The 15350-nt window shown below is 61.6% G+C and carries 15 protein-coding genes; 13 read left to right on the top strand and 2 right to left on the bottom strand.

Going from position 1 to position 15350, the window contains the following annotated elements:
- Positions 1 to 4: 4 nt before the first annotated feature.
- From MLC59_RS09225 to MLC59_RS09245, 5 genes are all read left to right on the top strand, one after another.
- Positions 5 to 478, top strand: coding sequence for a chemotaxis protein CheW (locus tag MLC59_RS09225; protein ID WP_248233623.1), 474 nt, complete (start codon positions 5 to 7; stop codon positions 476 to 478).
- Positions 479 to 568: 90 nt separating this feature from the next.
- Positions 569 to 1063 carry a Fur family transcriptional regulator gene (locus MLC59_RS09230; RefSeq protein ID WP_248233624.1) on the top strand — a complete coding sequence of 165 codons (495 nt, stop codon included), beginning with the start codon at positions 569 to 571 and terminating at the stop codon, positions 1061 to 1063.
- The gene (gene znuC / locus MLC59_RS09235) at positions 1060 to 1851 is read left to right on the top strand and encodes a zinc ABC transporter ATP-binding protein ZnuC (RefSeq protein ID WP_248233626.1); all 792 of its coding nucleotides are present in this window, start codon (positions 1060 to 1062) and stop codon (positions 1849 to 1851) included. Before MLC59_RS09230 ends, znuC begins: the two co-directional genes overlap by 4 nt.
- Positions 1838 to 2650: a zinc ABC transporter permease subunit ZnuB gene (gene znuB / locus MLC59_RS09240; protein ID WP_248233628.1), complete on the top strand. Its 813-nt coding sequence runs from the start codon at positions 1838 to 1840 to the stop codon at positions 2648 to 2650. Before znuC ends, znuB begins: the two co-directional genes overlap by 14 nt.
- Positions 2651 to 2736: 86 nt before the next feature.
- Complete coding sequence (locus MLC59_RS09245) at positions 2737 to 4245, top strand: CHASE domain-containing protein (RefSeq protein ID WP_248233630.1); 1509 nt, start codon at positions 2737 to 2739, stop codon at positions 4243 to 4245.
- 11 nt (positions 4246 to 4256) lie between these two features.
- Here the strand turns inward: MLC59_RS09245 and MLC59_RS09250 are convergent, their stop codons facing one another.
- Positions 4257 to 5339 carry a patatin-like phospholipase domain-containing protein gene (locus tag MLC59_RS09250; RefSeq protein WP_248233631.1) on the bottom strand — a complete coding sequence of 361 codons (1083 nt, stop codon included), beginning with the start codon at positions 5337 to 5339 and terminating at the stop codon, positions 4257 to 4259.
- A 272-nt stretch (positions 5340 to 5611) separates the two neighbouring features.
- Between MLC59_RS09250 and folE the strand changes: the two genes are divergently transcribed.
- Entirely contained in the window at positions 5612 to 6181 is a 570-nt protein-coding gene (folE, locus tag MLC59_RS09255) for a GTP cyclohydrolase I FolE (RefSeq protein ID WP_248233636.1), read from the top strand.
- 4 nt (positions 6182 to 6185) lie between these two features.
- Complete coding sequence (locus MLC59_RS09260; protein ID WP_248233638.1) at positions 6186 to 6911, top strand: SDR family NAD(P)-dependent oxidoreductase; 726 nt, start codon at positions 6186 to 6188, stop codon at positions 6909 to 6911.
- Here the strand turns inward: MLC59_RS09260 and MLC59_RS20120 are convergent.
- A complete protein-coding gene (locus MLC59_RS20120) occupies positions 6798 to 7319 on the bottom strand; it encodes a 2-amino-4-hydroxy-6-hydroxymethyldihydropteridine diphosphokinase (RefSeq protein ID WP_427901715.1) in 522 nt (173 codons plus the stop codon). The genes MLC59_RS09260 and MLC59_RS20120 overlap by 114 nt on opposite strands.
- Before the next feature lie 171 nt (positions 7320 to 7490).
- Between MLC59_RS20120 and MLC59_RS09265 the strand changes: the two genes are divergently transcribed.
- The 6 genes from MLC59_RS09265 (at position 7491) to MLC59_RS09290 (ending at position 15210) form a co-directional block, all read left to right on the top strand.
- Positions 7491 to 7922, top strand: a complete 432-nt coding sequence (locus MLC59_RS09265; protein WP_248233640.1) for a CoA-binding protein — start codon at positions 7491 to 7493, stop codon at positions 7920 to 7922.
- 259 nt (positions 7923 to 8181) lie between these two features.
- On the top strand, positions 8182 to 10455 hold the full coding sequence (locus tag MLC59_RS09270) for a putative bifunctional diguanylate cyclase/phosphodiesterase (protein ID WP_345799763.1): 2274 nt from the start codon (positions 8182 to 8184) through the stop codon (positions 10453 to 10455).
- 67 nt (positions 10456 to 10522) lie between these two features.
- Positions 10523 to 10834: a hypothetical protein gene (locus MLC59_RS09275; protein WP_248233642.1), complete on the top strand. Its 312-nt coding sequence runs from the start codon at positions 10523 to 10525 to the stop codon at positions 10832 to 10834.
- Between the two features lie 586 nt (positions 10835 to 11420).
- Positions 11421 to 11864, top strand: coding sequence for a MerR family transcriptional regulator (locus MLC59_RS09280; RefSeq protein WP_091852062.1), 444 nt, complete (start codon positions 11421 to 11423; stop codon positions 11862 to 11864).
- The gene (locus MLC59_RS09285; protein ID WP_248233644.1) at positions 11857 to 14637 is read left to right on the top strand and encodes a heavy metal translocating P-type ATPase; all 2781 of its coding nucleotides are present in this window, start codon (positions 11857 to 11859) and stop codon (positions 14635 to 14637) included. Before MLC59_RS09280 ends, MLC59_RS09285 begins: the two co-directional genes overlap by 8 nt.
- Before the next feature lie 120 nt (positions 14638 to 14757).
- The gene (locus tag MLC59_RS09290) at positions 14758 to 15210 is read left to right on the top strand and encodes a DUF411 domain-containing protein (protein ID WP_248233645.1); all 453 of its coding nucleotides are present in this window, start codon (positions 14758 to 14760) and stop codon (positions 15208 to 15210) included.
- Positions 15211 to 15350: the final 140 nt, after the last annotated feature.

Raw genomic sequence — 15350 nt, forward strand, 5'->3', positions numbered from 1 at the left:
AAACATGACCGACACCGCCACGCAAAACCTGCACTGTGTGCTTATTCCCATGCAGGATCGTCAGTTGCTGTTACCCAACGTATCCATTGCGGAAGTGGTGGACCACGATACCACCCTTTCCGGGTCCGACGACCAGCCCTGGTTGACGGGCTACCTGGACTGGCGTGGTCAGAAGCTGCCCGTCATTTCCTATGAAGGCGCCAACCAGCAGCAAGCCGCACAGCCGGAAGCGGGACGCGGGCGCATCGTCGTGCTCAATACCATCGGCCCGGACCATGACCGCCTGCCGTTCATGGCCATCGTTACCCGGGGCATCCCCAGCCAGGCACGCCTGGATGCGGAACAGGTCCAGGGCCAGGAAACGACAGACACCGGCCCGGCTGACCTGATGCAGGTGGACCTGGAGGGAGAAGCCGCGTGGATTCCCAACCTGGAGTACCTGGAGAGCCTGGGCATCCAGGCGCTGGGATCAGTCTGAGCCAGGCTGTCAGCCTGTCATTGGTAGCCGACATTTTTCTCCCCTTCCGGGCAATGTTATACTGTTACAATACTGCCCGGATTACCTCTTATGCGTCATGATGCACTACCCTACCGCCCCCATAACCATGATGCCTGTGTGCGCGATGCCCTGGCGGAAGCCCGCGCCATCTGCCAGGCCCAAAACGCCAGGCTGACCCCCATCCGCCAGCGGGTGCTGGAGCTGATCTGGGAATCCCACAAACCCCTGGGGGCCTATGATTTGCTGGCCATGCTGGCCCAGGAGGGCCATAACGCGGCACCACCAACCGTTTACCGTGCGCTCGACTTCCTGCAGCAGTATGGCCTGGTTCACCGCATCGCCTCCCTGAACGCCTTTATCGGGTGCAGCCATGCGCGCGAGCATCACACCGGCCTGTTCCTCATCTGTCAGAGCTGCCGTAACGTCCACGAGCTGGCATCCGAGGGTGTCACCCGCGCGATCGAGACTGCCAGCGATGCCGAAGGCTTCACACCGGTGGAGACCACCATCGAAGTCTCCGGGCTCTGCCCTCGCTGCCAGCACGAACAGGAAGCGCCGGCATGAAAGACCGTCACGACCAGCCCCTGGTCCTCCTGGAGCAGGCCTCCATTGCCTTTGACGACAGCCCGGTAGTCGACCACGTCAGCCTCTCGGTTAACCGGGGCGATATCCTGACCATTATCGGCCCCAATGGCGCAGGCAAGACCACGTTGATCAAGGCCATTCTTGGCATCCAGCCGCTAACCAGCGGCCGGATTCACAAATCGCCATCCCTGCAGATCGGCTACGTCCCCCAGCACCTGCAGCTGCAACCCACCCTGCCCCTGAGCGTACGACGGTTCATGGCCCTGACCGGGGCATCGGAAACCGACACCCGCGCGGCACTGGAACGTACCGGTATTGGCCACCTGTTCCGCAAGTCGGTGCACCACCTCTCCGGGGGCGAGATGCAGCGCCTGCTGCTGGCCCGGGCGCTGGTTCGTAAACCGGACCTGCTGGTGCTGGATGAACCGGCACAGGGGGTGGATATCAACGGCCAGGCGGCGCTGTATGACCTGATCCGGGCGGTGCGCGACGAACTGCAATGCGGCGTGATCATGATCTCCCATGACCTGCACCTGGTGATGGCGGCCACCGACCGGGTGATCTGCCTGAACCAGCATGTCTGCTGCAGTGGCTACCCGGCGGATATTTCCCATGATCCGGCCTTCGTCGAAACCTTCGGCCGGCCAGTGGCAGAAAGCCTGGCGGTTTACCATCACCACCACACTCACCGCCACGACCTACATGGTGACGTTATCGAGGGCCAGCCGGATGTCACCCAATGCGAGCATAACCATGCCCCTTCTTGATCCGCTGCTGAACGACTTTTTCTGGCGCGCCCTGCTCGGTGGACTGGGCGTCGCCCTCTTGGCAGGCCCCCTGGGCTGCTTCGTGGTCTGGCGGCGGATGGCGTATTTCGGGGATACCCTCGCCCATTCAGCACTGCTCGGGGTCGCACTGGGCTTCCTGTTCCATACCAACCTCAATCTGAGTGTGGCAGCCACCTGTGTCGTGCTTGCGCTGATCCTGGTGCTCCTCTCCCGCAACCGCGCACTGGCCACAGACACCCTGCTTGGCATACTTGCCCACAGCGCACTCGCCATTGGCCTGGTAGCGCTCAGTTTCATGCCGGATGTACGGGTCGACCTGACCGGGTACCTGTTCGGTGACCTGCTGGCCATGACCCGCCAGGACCTGGCCTGGATCTTCGGTGGGGGGTTGGTGGTACTGGGCCTGCTGTGGTGGCTGTGGCAAGGCCTGCTGATGGCCACCATTCACGAGGAGCTCGCCCGTGTTGAGGGCTACCCTGTGGCCCGGCTGCAACTGGTACTGATGGTGATCTTCTCCCTGGTGATTGCCGTGGCCATGAAAATGGTGGGCGTGCTGCTGATTACCGCGCTGCTGATTATTCCCGCCGCCACGGCCCGCCGGCTTGCAAGCAGCCCGGAAAAGATGGTGGTGATGGCCATCGGCTTTGGCATGGTTGCCGTTGCCTGCGGCCTCACCCTGTCCTGGAACCTGGACACACCAGCCGGGCCATCCATCGTGGTGTCCGCCTTTGTGACCTTCCTGCTGGTCTATACCCTGATCCGCCGGAGCCGCGCCTGAATCCTGTCTGCCTGAAGGTTTGAGGCGCCCGGACTGTCGCCGGGAACAATTGCTTAAGCCGGACAGACTGCTAGAGTAAAGACTGATTGCAGACTGCCCGGCAACGGCGGGACGACAGCGAACAGGACGCGCCCATGGACACCCACTCCACGTCAGGAAGACCCGGTTATCGCTGGTGGCTGTTGCCAGCCCTGACGCTGATCATTGGGCTGGTGCTGACGGCCGTTATCGCACCCCGCAGCCAGGTTCCGGTTCAGGCCCTGACCCGCGACCTGTCACGGACCCACCATGACCAGCTCAGCCAGGCACTGGTGGAGCGGGCCACCGATGTGCTGGTTGCAGCCCGGGGGCTCACTACCCGTGACACCTCAACCGGCTCGGATGCCTTCAAACCCCGGGCAAGGTCATTGCTGGGCGAGTTCCCCGAAGTGGCGGGCGTGGAACTGCTGACCCGGATCAACCATGCCCAGCGCCCCATGGTTGAACGCCAGCTCACTGAGCAGGCGGGACAGTTTGTCCGCCTCGCCCGCTGGACAGGCACTCGCGACAGCGAGCTTGCGGAGCCGGCCGACCACTACCTGGTGATACTCCAGGGCGTATTTCAGCCGGATGCCGGCACGGGATATTCGGGCCTTGGCCTGGTCGCCAGCTCGGTCCCCCACTGGCGGGAGGCGCTTCGGCTGGCAGAAAGAGAGGGGCGCCCCGCTGCCACCACAGTCACCGAACTGGAACGAAACGGCGGAGAACAAAGGGCGTTACGGGTTTTTATTCCATTCCCGGACGCCGGCGAACAGAACCAGGCCCGGCATCTGCTGGCACTGGTAATCAGGCCCGACCAGTGGCTCGAGCACCAGTTGTCGGGAATACACGACACCCGCTGGCAAGTCGAAATCCATGACATCTCGCAACACGCCCGCCAGCCCCTGGCTACACTGCCAGCAGCCAGCCCACCGGCCGGTGACATTCCGGCGACCCGATCCACCCTGACCCTGGCAAACCGTCAGTGGATGCTCAGCACCCGCCCGGCCGGCGACTGGCTGGACAGCCTGCGTCAACAGGCGCTCTGGCCGGCCTGGCTTACGGGTCTGACGATCACATTGCTGGCCACCCTGCTCACGGCCCTGGCCTGCTGGCAGCTGATCACCCAAAAGCGCCTGCTTCAACGCCGCACAATTCGTGCTCGAAGGCTCGGCCAGCAACTGGACAATACCCGGGTGGAGAAAACCATTCTGCACCATTCGCTACAGGAAAGTGACCGCCGCGCCCGGGACCTTATTGAGCTGGGGGCGGGTATCTTTGCAGAGCTGGATGAAGGGCGGCATATTGGCTACCTGTCTGCCCAGACCGCCACCTTGCTGGACATACCGTCAACCGAACTGGTGGGTACACCACTGGATGCCCTGTTTGCCGAAAAAGAAAAGCGGGAGATCGCGATGACCTTCGATGCCGCCCGTCGGGACCAGGGCATCCAGCGGCTGGATACCGAACTGGTAACGCGGGATGGCCTCGCCATCCCGGTCTCCCTGCGGGTGAAAGCGCTGAAGGATCCACTCAGTGGTTGCGCCGGCTTCCGGGTATCAATCACTCCCAGATAACCATCCTGAAATCAGAGAGGTTGCAGAACTTCCCGAACCCGGTCTGAGTCCACCAGCTCGAGAAACTCTTCGCCCAGGCGCTCGCTGCGGGCAATGGCAGTACGCCAGGTTCGCTCGCGGCCGGCGTCGTCCCCGGCGTAACGCTCAAAGTCCTTCCGGTCTGGCAGCTTCTTGTCAGGCAGGGAGTCCAGGTAGGCCCGGGACGGTGCCACCAGCACCACATCCTGCAGGCGACCGGCGTCGCCACGCCGCCAGGGCAGTGTCTTGTCGAACCAGCCCGGAACCACCCGGTCTGTAAAATGGGGATACAACACAACGCCAGGCTGCTGGTAAGGCAAATCCAGGTGATAATCCAGCAGGCCGCCGTCGCGATATACCCCTTCCGGCGCCCCCGGTATGTTGCGCACACCCGACATCACCAGGGGTATCGAGGCGGACGCCAGCAGGGCCGGGATCAGGTTCTCGCGGGTCAGTGGTACCTGGTGACTGGGAAAGTCCACCAGCCTGGCCAGGGGCGCCGGCAGACGGCGGTCATGGATAATGCCCCTTTCGAAGAAACGCCCCAGGTGACGGCGGCTGACCATATTGGCGCTGATAGCCTTCATCAGGCCCAGCCCGAGCCGGCCCCGGGCATCATCCTCCAGCCCTGCCAGGCTGCGTACGACCACAATACTGAGCCGGTACCAGGGATGCGCAAGAATGGCCTCTTCCCGTCCACCGATAAGCTCTTCCAGGAAAAGCGTGCTCTTGCGGGTGACTTCCGCCGGGCTGACGCCTTTCGAGAAACGCTGGCAGGTATAAAGCTCCGCCAGCTTTGCCAGCTGGGCGGCCGGATCGTCAGACGACGTCACCGCCGCAAAGCGCCAGCTACCGATGGAGGAACCGATCAGTGCCCGTTCCTGTGGATGCCTCAGTAACCAGTCGCCGAAAATGGCCCGGTCCAGCCCGGAAAGCCCCAGTGCCTTGGGACCACCTGCGGCGCCCGGAACCACGTGTACATCTTCAGGCCGCAGGCCCCTGTCCCGTACCCGCTCGAGGGCGCGACGCCCGGCACGGACTACCAGTGCCGGCGGTCGGGTATGAATGGCTGGCATGGCTGGGTAACCTCCCTGGTCCGTGGTGTCCATCCCGCAGTGGTCCGGCGGGGTTTCGCGACACCTTGACGTGCAATCAAACACGCGTTTATCTCGATGGCCGGGAGTTTATCGAAGTCCAGCCTGCGGTGCCATTGCCACCCCGGGCCTTGGCCAGGTTTATCCGGACTTCTGTGGTCCACTCAACAGGACGGCCGTATAGGATACTGTTAACGGCCAACTTGTCTTACAATGGCCGGTTCAGCCATGCTACACCGCAGACGGAATCCATCATGACCGACGCTCTCGACTCCCTCTCCGACCACTACCGCGCCATCCTTGAAGGCCTCGGCGAAGACCCTGACCGTGAAGGTTTGCGGGATACTCCCACCCGAGCCGCCAAGGCCATGCAGTTTCTGACCCGTGGTTACAGCCAGAGCCTTGATGACCTGGTCAACGGGGCTGTATTCGAGTCGGCCATGGACGAGATGGTGGTGGTCAAGGACATCGAGCTCTACAGCCTGTGTGAGCACCATGTATTGCCCTTTATCGGCAAGTGCCACATCGCCTATATCCCGGATGGCAAGGTGCTCGGCCTGTCCAAGTTTGCCCGTATCGTCGACATGTACGCCCGCCGGCTGCAGATCCAGGAAAACCTGACCCGGGAAATCGCCGAAGCGGTAGAGCAGGTGACCAATGCTGCCGGGGTTGCCGTGGTCATCGAGGCCCGGCATATGTGCATGATGATGCGGGGCGTTGAGAAGCAGAACTCGGTTATGAAGACATCCATGATGCTGGGCAGTTTCCGCAAGAACCAGGCTACCCGCACCGAATTCCTGCAACTGGTCTCCGGGCACAACTGACACCATGGACCGTCCTGTCGCTGTCGTAACCGGAGCCGGGCGCCGTCTGGGCCTGGAAACCTGTAAGGCCCTGCTGGACCGGGGCTTCCGGATCTTCGCCCTTTACCGCAGCGAAACCGATGGGCTCTGCCAGCTGGCCGACCGCGGGGCCATGACACTGCAGGCAGACCTGGCGGACCCGGAAAGCGTTGACACAGCCATTGCCTCCATTCTGGAACACACCCCCATCGTGCATTTACTGGTCAACAACGCCTCCGAGTTCACGGCGGACGAGCCCGACCAGCAGGCCCTGGCCCGACAGGCCAGCCGGCTGTTCCAGGTAAACAGCATTGCCCCCATGATGCTGATGGCCGGGCTGACGGAAGCCCTGCGCAAGGGTGGCCGTGAGCCCCACAAGCCGGCCCTGGTGATCAACATCACCGATATTTTTGTGGAAAAACCCAATCCGAAGTTCGCGGCCTACTGTGCCAGCAAAGCCGCCCTGAGCAACCTGACCCTGAGCTACGCCCGCATGCTGGCACCGGACGTTCGGGTGAACGCCATCATGCCCGGTCCCATCCGCTTTTTACCGGACCATACGACCGAGGACCAGGCCCAGGTGCTGTCGGAAACCCTGCTAGCCCGGGAGGGGGGATTTGATTGCGTGGTCCAGCAGATTCTCGCCTTGCAGGACAATCACTTCATGACCGGCGCCCTGATTCCGGTAGACGGTGGCCGGCGCCTGGCCTAGGGGTTGTCCATCCAGCAACAGGGCCACCCCAGACACAGCATCTCCCCGTAGAAGCTGCCGGAAATACGCCTCACCGATGTCTGCTCCGTTAAAACGGGGCATGCTTGCAGTCTCCAGAATGTCCACATCAATAGGACGGTCCCGCACACTACTCAGGGGGTCCGACCGGTCCCGGCCCAGGGATTCTTCCAGTGCATTCAGCCGTCCCTTGACCCGGCCGGGAGGCTCCTGCGATTCAAAAATCGCCAGGGCATTGAGAAAGGGATTAGCAGACACCATGCCCTCGGGCGAGGTACGAATAACCACTGAAAGGGAGACCTTTCCGAACAGGCTGGACAGCCTGGCGACAGCCCGCGGCAGATTTTCTTCAGGCGCAATATTGCTGCCCATACCACACAGATACCACATACCGGTTACCCGACTGAATGACAGGCTACCCAAGCCTTATCCGTTGCTTTCTCCAACATCATACGGATTTCTGGCTGCTTCGGCCCAGTTACCGGAAAGCCGGGTGCTGACAGACTCCCGGACAGGGCGTTAGTATGAGGGCACACCATACGTCAGCGAGAGATCCTGAGCATGCCAGTTGAACACCCCGAGGAAATTCGCAAGATTCTGGGCGAGGTTCGCACCATTGCCCTGGTGGGCGCCAGCGACAAGCCCCACCGCCCCAGCCACGAAGTGATGGCCTACCTGCAAGGACGGGGTTACCGGGTAATTCCGATAAACCCGAAACTCGCCGGGCAAACCCTGCTGGGCGAGACTGTCTACCCGGACCTGGCAAGCCTGCCCGTCGCCGTAGACATGGCAGAGCTTTTCCTCGCCTCTGAACGCACTGACCCGGTTATGGACGCTGCTGTCGCAGAGAAGATTCCGGTCATCTGGCTTCAGATCGGAGTGATTAACAAGGACGGTGCAGACAGGGCGGAAGCCGCCGGAGCACGGGTGGTCATGGACCGTTGCCCAAAGCAGGAAATTCCCCGCCTGGGAATTCCACCGGTAGCAGCCTGAGGGGAATGAAACAGTGCCCCGGTTCCCATTAACGGAAAGTATTAAAGAACCGGAAGCCGGAGCCGTTTACACTATCTGTACTCGAAAATTACTCGGATAACGAACTTCCGGGACATGCCGGGACATTGTCCGGCGACGCCGGACCATAATAATAATCGAACCATCGCACCGGGAACCCCTGAACATTCCGTATTATCTCTGCCCTGTAGAGTGATCCGGGATTGTCAGTGGGCTCCCCCGCCTCGCACCGGAGCCCTGTGTGCCGCTGAGACGTCCCATATCTGTCGTTCTGTTACGCCAGTTGATGAAGCCGGTTTTCCCGGCCATCGTACTGTTGACGTTTCTCGCCATTGCCACCGGCCTGAAGATCGGCCTGGACTCCGAGGAGGATGCCCAGATCCGCCAGACCCTGGCCCTGGACACCGAAGCCCTGGCCAGGCGCCTGGAGCAGGATTTCCTCAATCATGTCATTGCCCTACGACGAATGGCGAGCCGTCTGGAGGAACAGCCGGACCTTCCCCAGGCCGTATGGCGCGAAGACGCCCGCAATTACCTGGAGGATTTCCAGACCTTCCAGGCTATCGAATGGATCGACCGCAACCTGGTTATCCATTGGGTAGAGCCGATGGAAGGCAATGAAGCAGCCCTGGGCTACAACGCCGGGTTCACGCCGGAGCGCCGTCGGGAACTCGAACGTGCCCAGCAGGAAGGAAAGCTGGATATTTCCGGGGTGATCCGCCTGACCCAGGGTGGGCCCGGGCTGGTGGTCTATGCGCCTGTGGGAGCCGGCGACAACAACAACGGCTTCATGGCCGGTGTCTTCCGTATGGAACGGTTGGCCGATGCCCTGATCCTGCCCCGCATCCGCGGCAACTTCAGCGTCGAGTTACTGGAAGATGGCGAGGTTGCCTTCAGCCTCCCTGCGAGCCAGCCGGCACAGTCAGAGTTCAGCCATACCACGGCCACCAACCTGCCCTCGGTCCAATGGTCGATCAGCGTCAGACCCACCGCAGAGTGGATACAGCGTTATCGGAGCCCCTGGCCCTGGGTGACCTTTATCAGCATGCTTACCCTCGGATTGCTCGGGTCTCTCACCATCCTGCTGGTCCAGCAGATTTTCAGGCGCAACCAGGCGCTGTTGCGCACCCGGCAGGAGCTGGAAGAGGAAATCGACCAACGGGTAGCCATCCAGCAGGACCTGGCCCGGCTGGAATCCACGGACCCCCTCACCGGCCTCGCCAACCGCCGGTTTTTCATGGAAGATCTGCAGCACACACTGGGCCAGGCGGACCGCCAACTGCGGCAGGTGGCCCTGGTAATGATGGACCTGGACCGGTTCCAGATGCTCAACGACTCACTGGGCCATCACTTTGGCGATGAACTGTTACGCCAGATCTCCCGGCGGCTGGAAACCCTCAGTAACGAACGGATCATGGTAGGTTATTCCGGTGGCGACGAATTCATGGTCTGCCAGCAGCATGTGGAGAATATTGACGACGTGATTTACCTGCTCGGCCTGCTCAAAGGCTGTTTCGCCGAGCCCTTCGATATCCATGGCCAGCGCCATTTCGTAACCGCCACCATGGGCGTCGCAGTCTATCCCCAGAGCGGCCTGGATGCAGACACACTGCTGCGTAACGCCGACATCGCCCTTTACCGGGCCAAGGAACAGGGCCGCAACACTTACCAGTTCTACACCGAGGGCATGCAGGAACGGGAAGTACGACGGCTGGAACTGGACAAGGACCTGAGCGAGGCCCTGGCACGGAACGAATTCGAACTCTATTACCAGCCCCAGCTGGACCTGACCACCTCTGAAGCCACCAGTGTGGAAGCGCTGATTCGCTGGAACCACCCGCAGAGGGGCCTGGTGCCGCCCATCGACTTCATTCCCCTGGCGGAGGAAAGCGGTCGTATTACCGAGATCGGCAGATGGGTCATCCGTGCCGCCTGCCAGCAGCTCAGGCAGTGGCACGGCACTTCCCTTGCGAAGCTCGGTATTGCCATCAACCTGTCCGGTCGTGAACTGGCAGAGGTGGACCTGCCGGACTTCCTCTCGGCCTGTTTCCGGGAATACGGTGTCGAGCCTGGGCAGCTGGAAATCGAGCTGACGGAAGAGTCGTTTATCGCCAACATAGAACACAACCACAAGCAGCTGCGACGTATCAGCGAGTTGGGTGTTAAGCTCGCTATCGATGATTTCGGGGTCGGCTATTCGTCCCTGGGGTATCTTCGTGACTTTACCGTGGATCAGCTCAAGATTGACCGCTCTTTCATTACAGACGTCACCCAGCGTCATGATGACGCAGTCATTACCCGGGCGGTCATCAACCTGGCCCACAACCTGGGTATTCGGGTGGTGGCAGAAGGCGTCGAGACCGAGGAGCAGCTCCGATTCCTGAAGCAGAACCAGTGCGACCTGGCCCAGGGCTATCTGATGAGTCGCCCGGTGCCCGCCAGGGAGTTGCCAGGGCTGATTGAAAACGGGCTGTACCCGCATCCCTCAGGGAACCCCACCGAAACCCGCATCTGAGCCTGGCCGAAGCAGATCATGTTAGGATTCAGGCTCTATTTCCCCTTTTTCTGACAGACAGGATCCCATGGCAAGCTATCTGACGCCTGAACAGAACCAGCGCCTGCGCCGCTGGGAAGCGGTTAACAAGGCCTATTTCATTTTCGCCTTTGCGGCGCTGATTATCCTGCTGGTGTTCAGCAGTCAGCTTGGGTTGTCCAGTGGTGATAGCTGGGGGCCCCTGGGTGTGCTGATTGGCCTTCTGGTTACTCCCATCGTCGTCCTGCAGTTGCGGCTCAAGTGCCCGGCCTGTGGGCACCCCATTGGTTGGCAGGCCAAGCTGATGGCGCCGGATCAGTGTCGGCACTGTGGGGTGTTTCTTCGGTCTCGTTCTGGTTGACCTGGATGTCCAGATCAGGAATTACCACGCCTGCTGGGTTTTGGTGCCTGGCTCTGGGGCGCCCCGGGGATTTTTCCACCGCAATTCACGGCCCATCCCTGGGCCGGCCTTGCTCCGCGCCATCCATGGCGCTGTTCCAAAATCCCCAGGCCACCCCAGATCCGTCAGACTAATGAGCTATCCTCCAACAGCACTACAGCACAATCGGATCGATCAACCTTACTCCGTAACTTGCCTCCTGAAATGCCCTTTTAATGCCTCACTGAACGGCGGCTGAACAATAACCGTCCCGGCTTACAGGCCCCGCAAAAAATCGGCGTTAACTGCATCTGCTCATAGGTCTGGGGGTGGGTGGGGGTATTACGCAGCAGCGCCATGGATGGCGCGGAGCAAGGCCGGTCCACGGACGGACCGTGAATTGTGGCGGAGTAATACCCCCCCCCACCCCCGGGCCCGCCCCCAAAGTAAAGCTCCATACTTCCTAGCCGGAACCAACCAGCACCAATAAACAAACAAACTCTTGACCTATGAGCAACTCACAGGTTTTAGTCTAATCTCATATAGATCGAAAACCGGACTAACCGCAATGAAAGTAAGCGAACTGGCAAAGGCGGCAAAGGTAAAACCGGACACGGTCAGGTTCTACACCCGCGAAGGCCTGCTGAACCCGACCCGCAACCCGGACAACAACTACCAGCAGTATGACGCCGAAGACCTGCGGCGACTGCGATTTGCCCGCAAGGCGCGGCAGCTGGGGTTCTCACTGCCGGAGATTCGCTCCATCCTGGAACAGGCGGATGACCATCATTCCCCTTGCCCCATGGTCCGCGAAGTATTCGAGGACCGGCTCGCCCAGGTCGAGAAAGAGATCGAACAGCTGCAGCAGTTGCGGGAACGCATGCAAAGCGCCCTCACCGCCTGGCAGGCAATGCCGGACGGCACACCCGACGGCCACACTATCTGCCGGCTGATCGAACACTGGGATAACGACACCCCATCCAGGCCCGAGGAGGACCGCCACCATGGCTGAAGCTGAAATGGAAACCCTGGTACCGGCCCTGTCAATTACTGGCGCCAGCTGTCAGGGTTGCGCCAAAAAGATTCGCGCGGCCCTGGAGCCCCTCACCGGCAGCACGGAACGTGTTGAGGTGGACCTTGAGAAACAGACTGTGGCACTGCCGGCTGATACCGACCTGTCCGACGCCGCCCAGCGAGTCACCGATGCCGGCTACCCGGCCGAACCCCTGTGGCAGCCGGCACTCTCGGTTTCCGGTGCCACCTGCCAGGGTTGTGCCCGCAAGATTCGCAATGCCCTGGAGCCGCTAACCGGCGCGCCGGAGCGCACCCATGTGGACCTGGAAAAGCAGACCGTTCTGCTGATGCCCGGTATTGACCGGAACGACGCGGCTGAACGAGTAACGGAAGCCGGGTACCCGGCACGGCCCCTGAACGACGAAGAGCCCGTCGAACCGGAGCCACCAGAACCGAAAACAAACAAGGTGCACGAAACACCTGGACAAGACGAAACTCCGGAAACGGATACACCGGCACCGGCCAGCAACGATGACCAGGTCCAGCTCTCGGTGACCGGCGCCACCTGCGCCTCCTGCGTGGCCACCATCGAAAAGGCCCTGATGTCCGTGAAAGGAGTAACCGGGGCTCATATGAACCTGGCGGACAATACCGCCACGGCTACCGGCGATGCCGATCCCGATGCCCTGGTGCAGGCGGTGGAAAGTGCCGGCTATGGCGCCAGCGTTATTGACGACCCCGACGCCGCCGATGAACAAAAGCAGGCCCAGGACCGCAAGCAGTACCGGGACATGATGGTCAAGATGGCCGTCAGCCTTGGCCTGGGTATCGGGCTTATGGCCTATGGCATGGGCTTCGGTTCCATGATGATCAGCGACGCCAACCAGCTGACCTGGATCAACCTGGGCATACTGACCTTCGCCGTCATGGTCGTCACCGGCGGGCATTTCTATGTGGGTGCTGCCAAGGCCTTCCGCCACCACAACGCCAACATGGACACACTGATTGCCCTGGGTACCGGTACTGCCTGGCTCTACTCCATGGTGGTCTCATTATTCCCGGACGTGATCCCGGGCATGGCCCGCCACGTCTACTTCGAGGCGTCGGCCATGATTATCGGCCTGATCAACCTGGGCCAGGCCCTGGAGTTGCGGGCCAAGGGCAAGACATCAGAAGCGGTGCGGCGCTTGCTGGACCTGCGGGCCAAGACCGCCCGAGTGATCCGGGATGGTGAGGAGCAGGACATTCCTGTCGAACAGGTGCGCAAGGGCGACCATATCCGCGTGCGGCCCGGTGAAAAGCTGCCGGTGGATGGCGTTATCGTGGACGGCAGCACCCGCATTGACGAAGGCATGCTCACCGGCGAACCCATGCCGGTCACCAAGGCCAGCGGCGACGAGGTTTCCGCCGGTACCCTGAACACCCACGGCTCCATCGTCTACGAGGCTACCCGGGTGGGCAGCGAGACCGCCCTGGCCCAGATCATCCGGCTGGTGAAAAAGGCCCAGGGTTCCAAGCCGGCCATTGGTCGGCTGGCGGACAGGATCTCGGCGGTGTTCGTACCCAGCGTGATGCTGATTGCCGTGGTCACAGCGCTGGCCTGGTTCAACCTTGGCCCTGACCCACGGGTGGTCCACATGATGGTTGCGGCCACCACCGTGCTTATCATCGCCTGTCCCTGTGCCCTGGGCCTGGCCACGCCAATGTCGGTCATTGTAGGTGTCGGCAAGGCGGCCGAGTATGGTGCCCTGATCCGTCAGGGGGATGCCCTGCAAACCGCCGGCAAGCTGGACCTGGTGATCCTGGACAAGACCGGAACCATTACCGAGGGCCACCCGGCAGTAACCCAGGTTCACGCTACTGAGGGCGATGAAGCCGAACTGCTCGCACTGGCCGCCGGCCTCGAGCAGAACTCCGAGCACCCACTGGCGGAGGCCATCCTGGAAAGGGCAAAGTCCGATGGGGCAGCCAAGCGCTCCGTCACCGGCTTCGAGGCCCTCAACGGCAAGGGTGTTCAGGGTGAGCTGGACGGTGAGCCCCTGCGCCTTGGCAATCGTCGCTGGCTGGAGAGCGAAGGCATCGACCTGTCTGCCCTGGACGAGGCCGCGCGCACCATCACCGATGAGGCCGGTACGCCGCTGTTCCTGTCCCGGGGCAGCCGCGCCCAGGGCGTGATCGGGGTAGCCGATGCCATCAAGGCAGACTCCGAGGCAGCCATCCGGCGCCTGCACGATGCGGGCATCCGTGTGATGATGGTGACCGGTGACGTGCAGGCCACCGCCGAGGCCATCGCACGCAAGGCCGGCATTGATGATATTCGCGCCGAAGTGCTGCCCGAAGACAAGGCAGAAATCGTGGAAGAGATGCGCCGCAAGGGCCACACTGTGGCCATGGTGGGGGACGGCATCAACGACGCACCGGCACTGGCGGCGGCGGACGTCGGCTTTGCCATCGGCACCGGTACCGACGTGGCCATCGAAAGTGCCGCCATCACCCTGATGCGTGGGTCCCTGCACGGAGTGGCGGATGCGATACAGATTTCCCGGGCCACGGTTCGCAATATTCACCAGAACCTGTTCGGGGCCTTTATCTACAACACCCTGGGTATTCCCATTGCCGCCGGGGTGCTGTATCCGGTCTGGGGTGTGCTGATGAGCCCGATCCTGGCCGGCGCCGCCATGTCACTGTCATCCGTCACCGTGGTCACCAATGCCAACCGGTTGCGGCTGTTCAAACCCCGTCACGAATCTGAAACGCAGGAGGGGAACTGATGGCCACCGTGCTAGTCAACCTTGCAGGACTTTTACTAATGGGCGCCATCGTCTGGTGGTTCTGGCTCTCGGAATCCGGCGGTGCCGGCGACCAACACGATCACCATTGAGGACAGTACTATGAAGAAGCTTACCCTTGCCCTTGGCCTTGGCCTGGTCGCTACCCTGACGGTCGGTCAGACCGCCTGGGCCGACGACGACCTGAGCATCAAGATCTACAAATCACCCACCTGCGGCTGCTGTGGCGACTGGGTGGACCACCTGGAAGAAAATGGCTTCGAGGTGGACGTCACCGACACCAACAACATGAACCAGGTAAAAATGGACGCCGGCCTGACGCCACAGCTGGCCAGTTGCCACACCGCGTTTATTGATGACTATGTCATCGAGGGCCATGTACCGGCGGCCGATATTCGCCGGCTTGTGGAAGAGAAGCCGATGGCCCATGGCCTGAGCGTTCCGGGTATGCCGGTAGGCTCACCGGGCATGGAGATGGGTGACCGCAAGGACAACTACCAGGTGCTGCTGTTCAACAAGGCCGGCCAGACCCGGGTGTTTGCCGACTACCACTGAATGGTGTCCCGTCGGCTCGCCATACAAGGTGCTGCCGGCGACAGACGCACTTCGAATCACAACACAGTGCTCTGTCGCGTGAGTCGACGGGATTACTACGCATGCAGCACCTGCCTGGTCTATCATGGAGACACCTGACC

The sequence above is a fragment of the Marinobacter bryozoorum genome (assembly GCF_023156245.1).
Lineage (GTDB): Bacteria > Pseudomonadota > Gammaproteobacteria > Pseudomonadales > Oleiphilaceae > Marinobacter > Marinobacter bryozoorum.

Coding starts and splice junctions, on each gene's coding strand:
- MLC59_RS09225 (WP_248233623.1), top strand. CDS start 5: ATGACCGACACCGCCACGCAAAACCTGCACTGTGTGCTTATTCCCATG.
- MLC59_RS09230 (WP_248233624.1), top strand. CDS start 569: ATGCGTCATGATGCACTACCCTACCGCCCCCATAACCATGATGCCTGT.
- znuC (WP_248233626.1), top strand. CDS start 1,060: ATGAAAGACCGTCACGACCAGCCCCTGGTCCTCCTGGAGCAGGCCTCC.
- znuB (WP_248233628.1), top strand. CDS start 1,838: ATGCCCCTTCTTGATCCGCTGCTGAACGACTTTTTCTGGCGCGCCCTG.
- MLC59_RS09250 (WP_248233631.1), bottom strand. CDS start 5,339: ATGCCAGCCATTCATACCCGACCGCCGGCACTGGTAGTCCGTGCCGGG.
- folE (WP_248233636.1), top strand. CDS start 5,612: ATGACCGACGCTCTCGACTCCCTCTCCGACCACTACCGCGCCATCCTT.
- MLC59_RS09260 (WP_248233638.1), top strand. CDS start 6,186: ATGGACCGTCCTGTCGCTGTCGTAACCGGAGCCGGGCGCCGTCTGGGC.
- MLC59_RS20120 (WP_427901715.1), bottom strand. CDS start 7,319: ATGTGGTATCTGTGTGGTATGGGCAGCAATATTGCGCCTGAAGAAAAT.
- MLC59_RS09265 (WP_248233640.1), top strand. CDS start 7,491: ATGCCAGTTGAACACCCCGAGGAAATTCGCAAGATTCTGGGCGAGGTT.
- MLC59_RS09275 (WP_248233642.1), top strand. CDS start 10,523: ATGGCAAGCTATCTGACGCCTGAACAGAACCAGCGCCTGCGCCGCTGG.
- MLC59_RS09280 (WP_091852062.1), top strand. CDS start 11,421: ATGAAAGTAAGCGAACTGGCAAAGGCGGCAAAGGTAAAACCGGACACG.
- MLC59_RS09285 (WP_248233644.1), top strand. CDS start 11,857: ATGGCTGAAGCTGAAATGGAAACCCTGGTACCGGCCCTGTCAATTACT.
- MLC59_RS09290 (WP_248233645.1), top strand. CDS start 14,758: ATGAAGAAGCTTACCCTTGCCCTTGGCCTTGGCCTGGTCGCTACCCTG.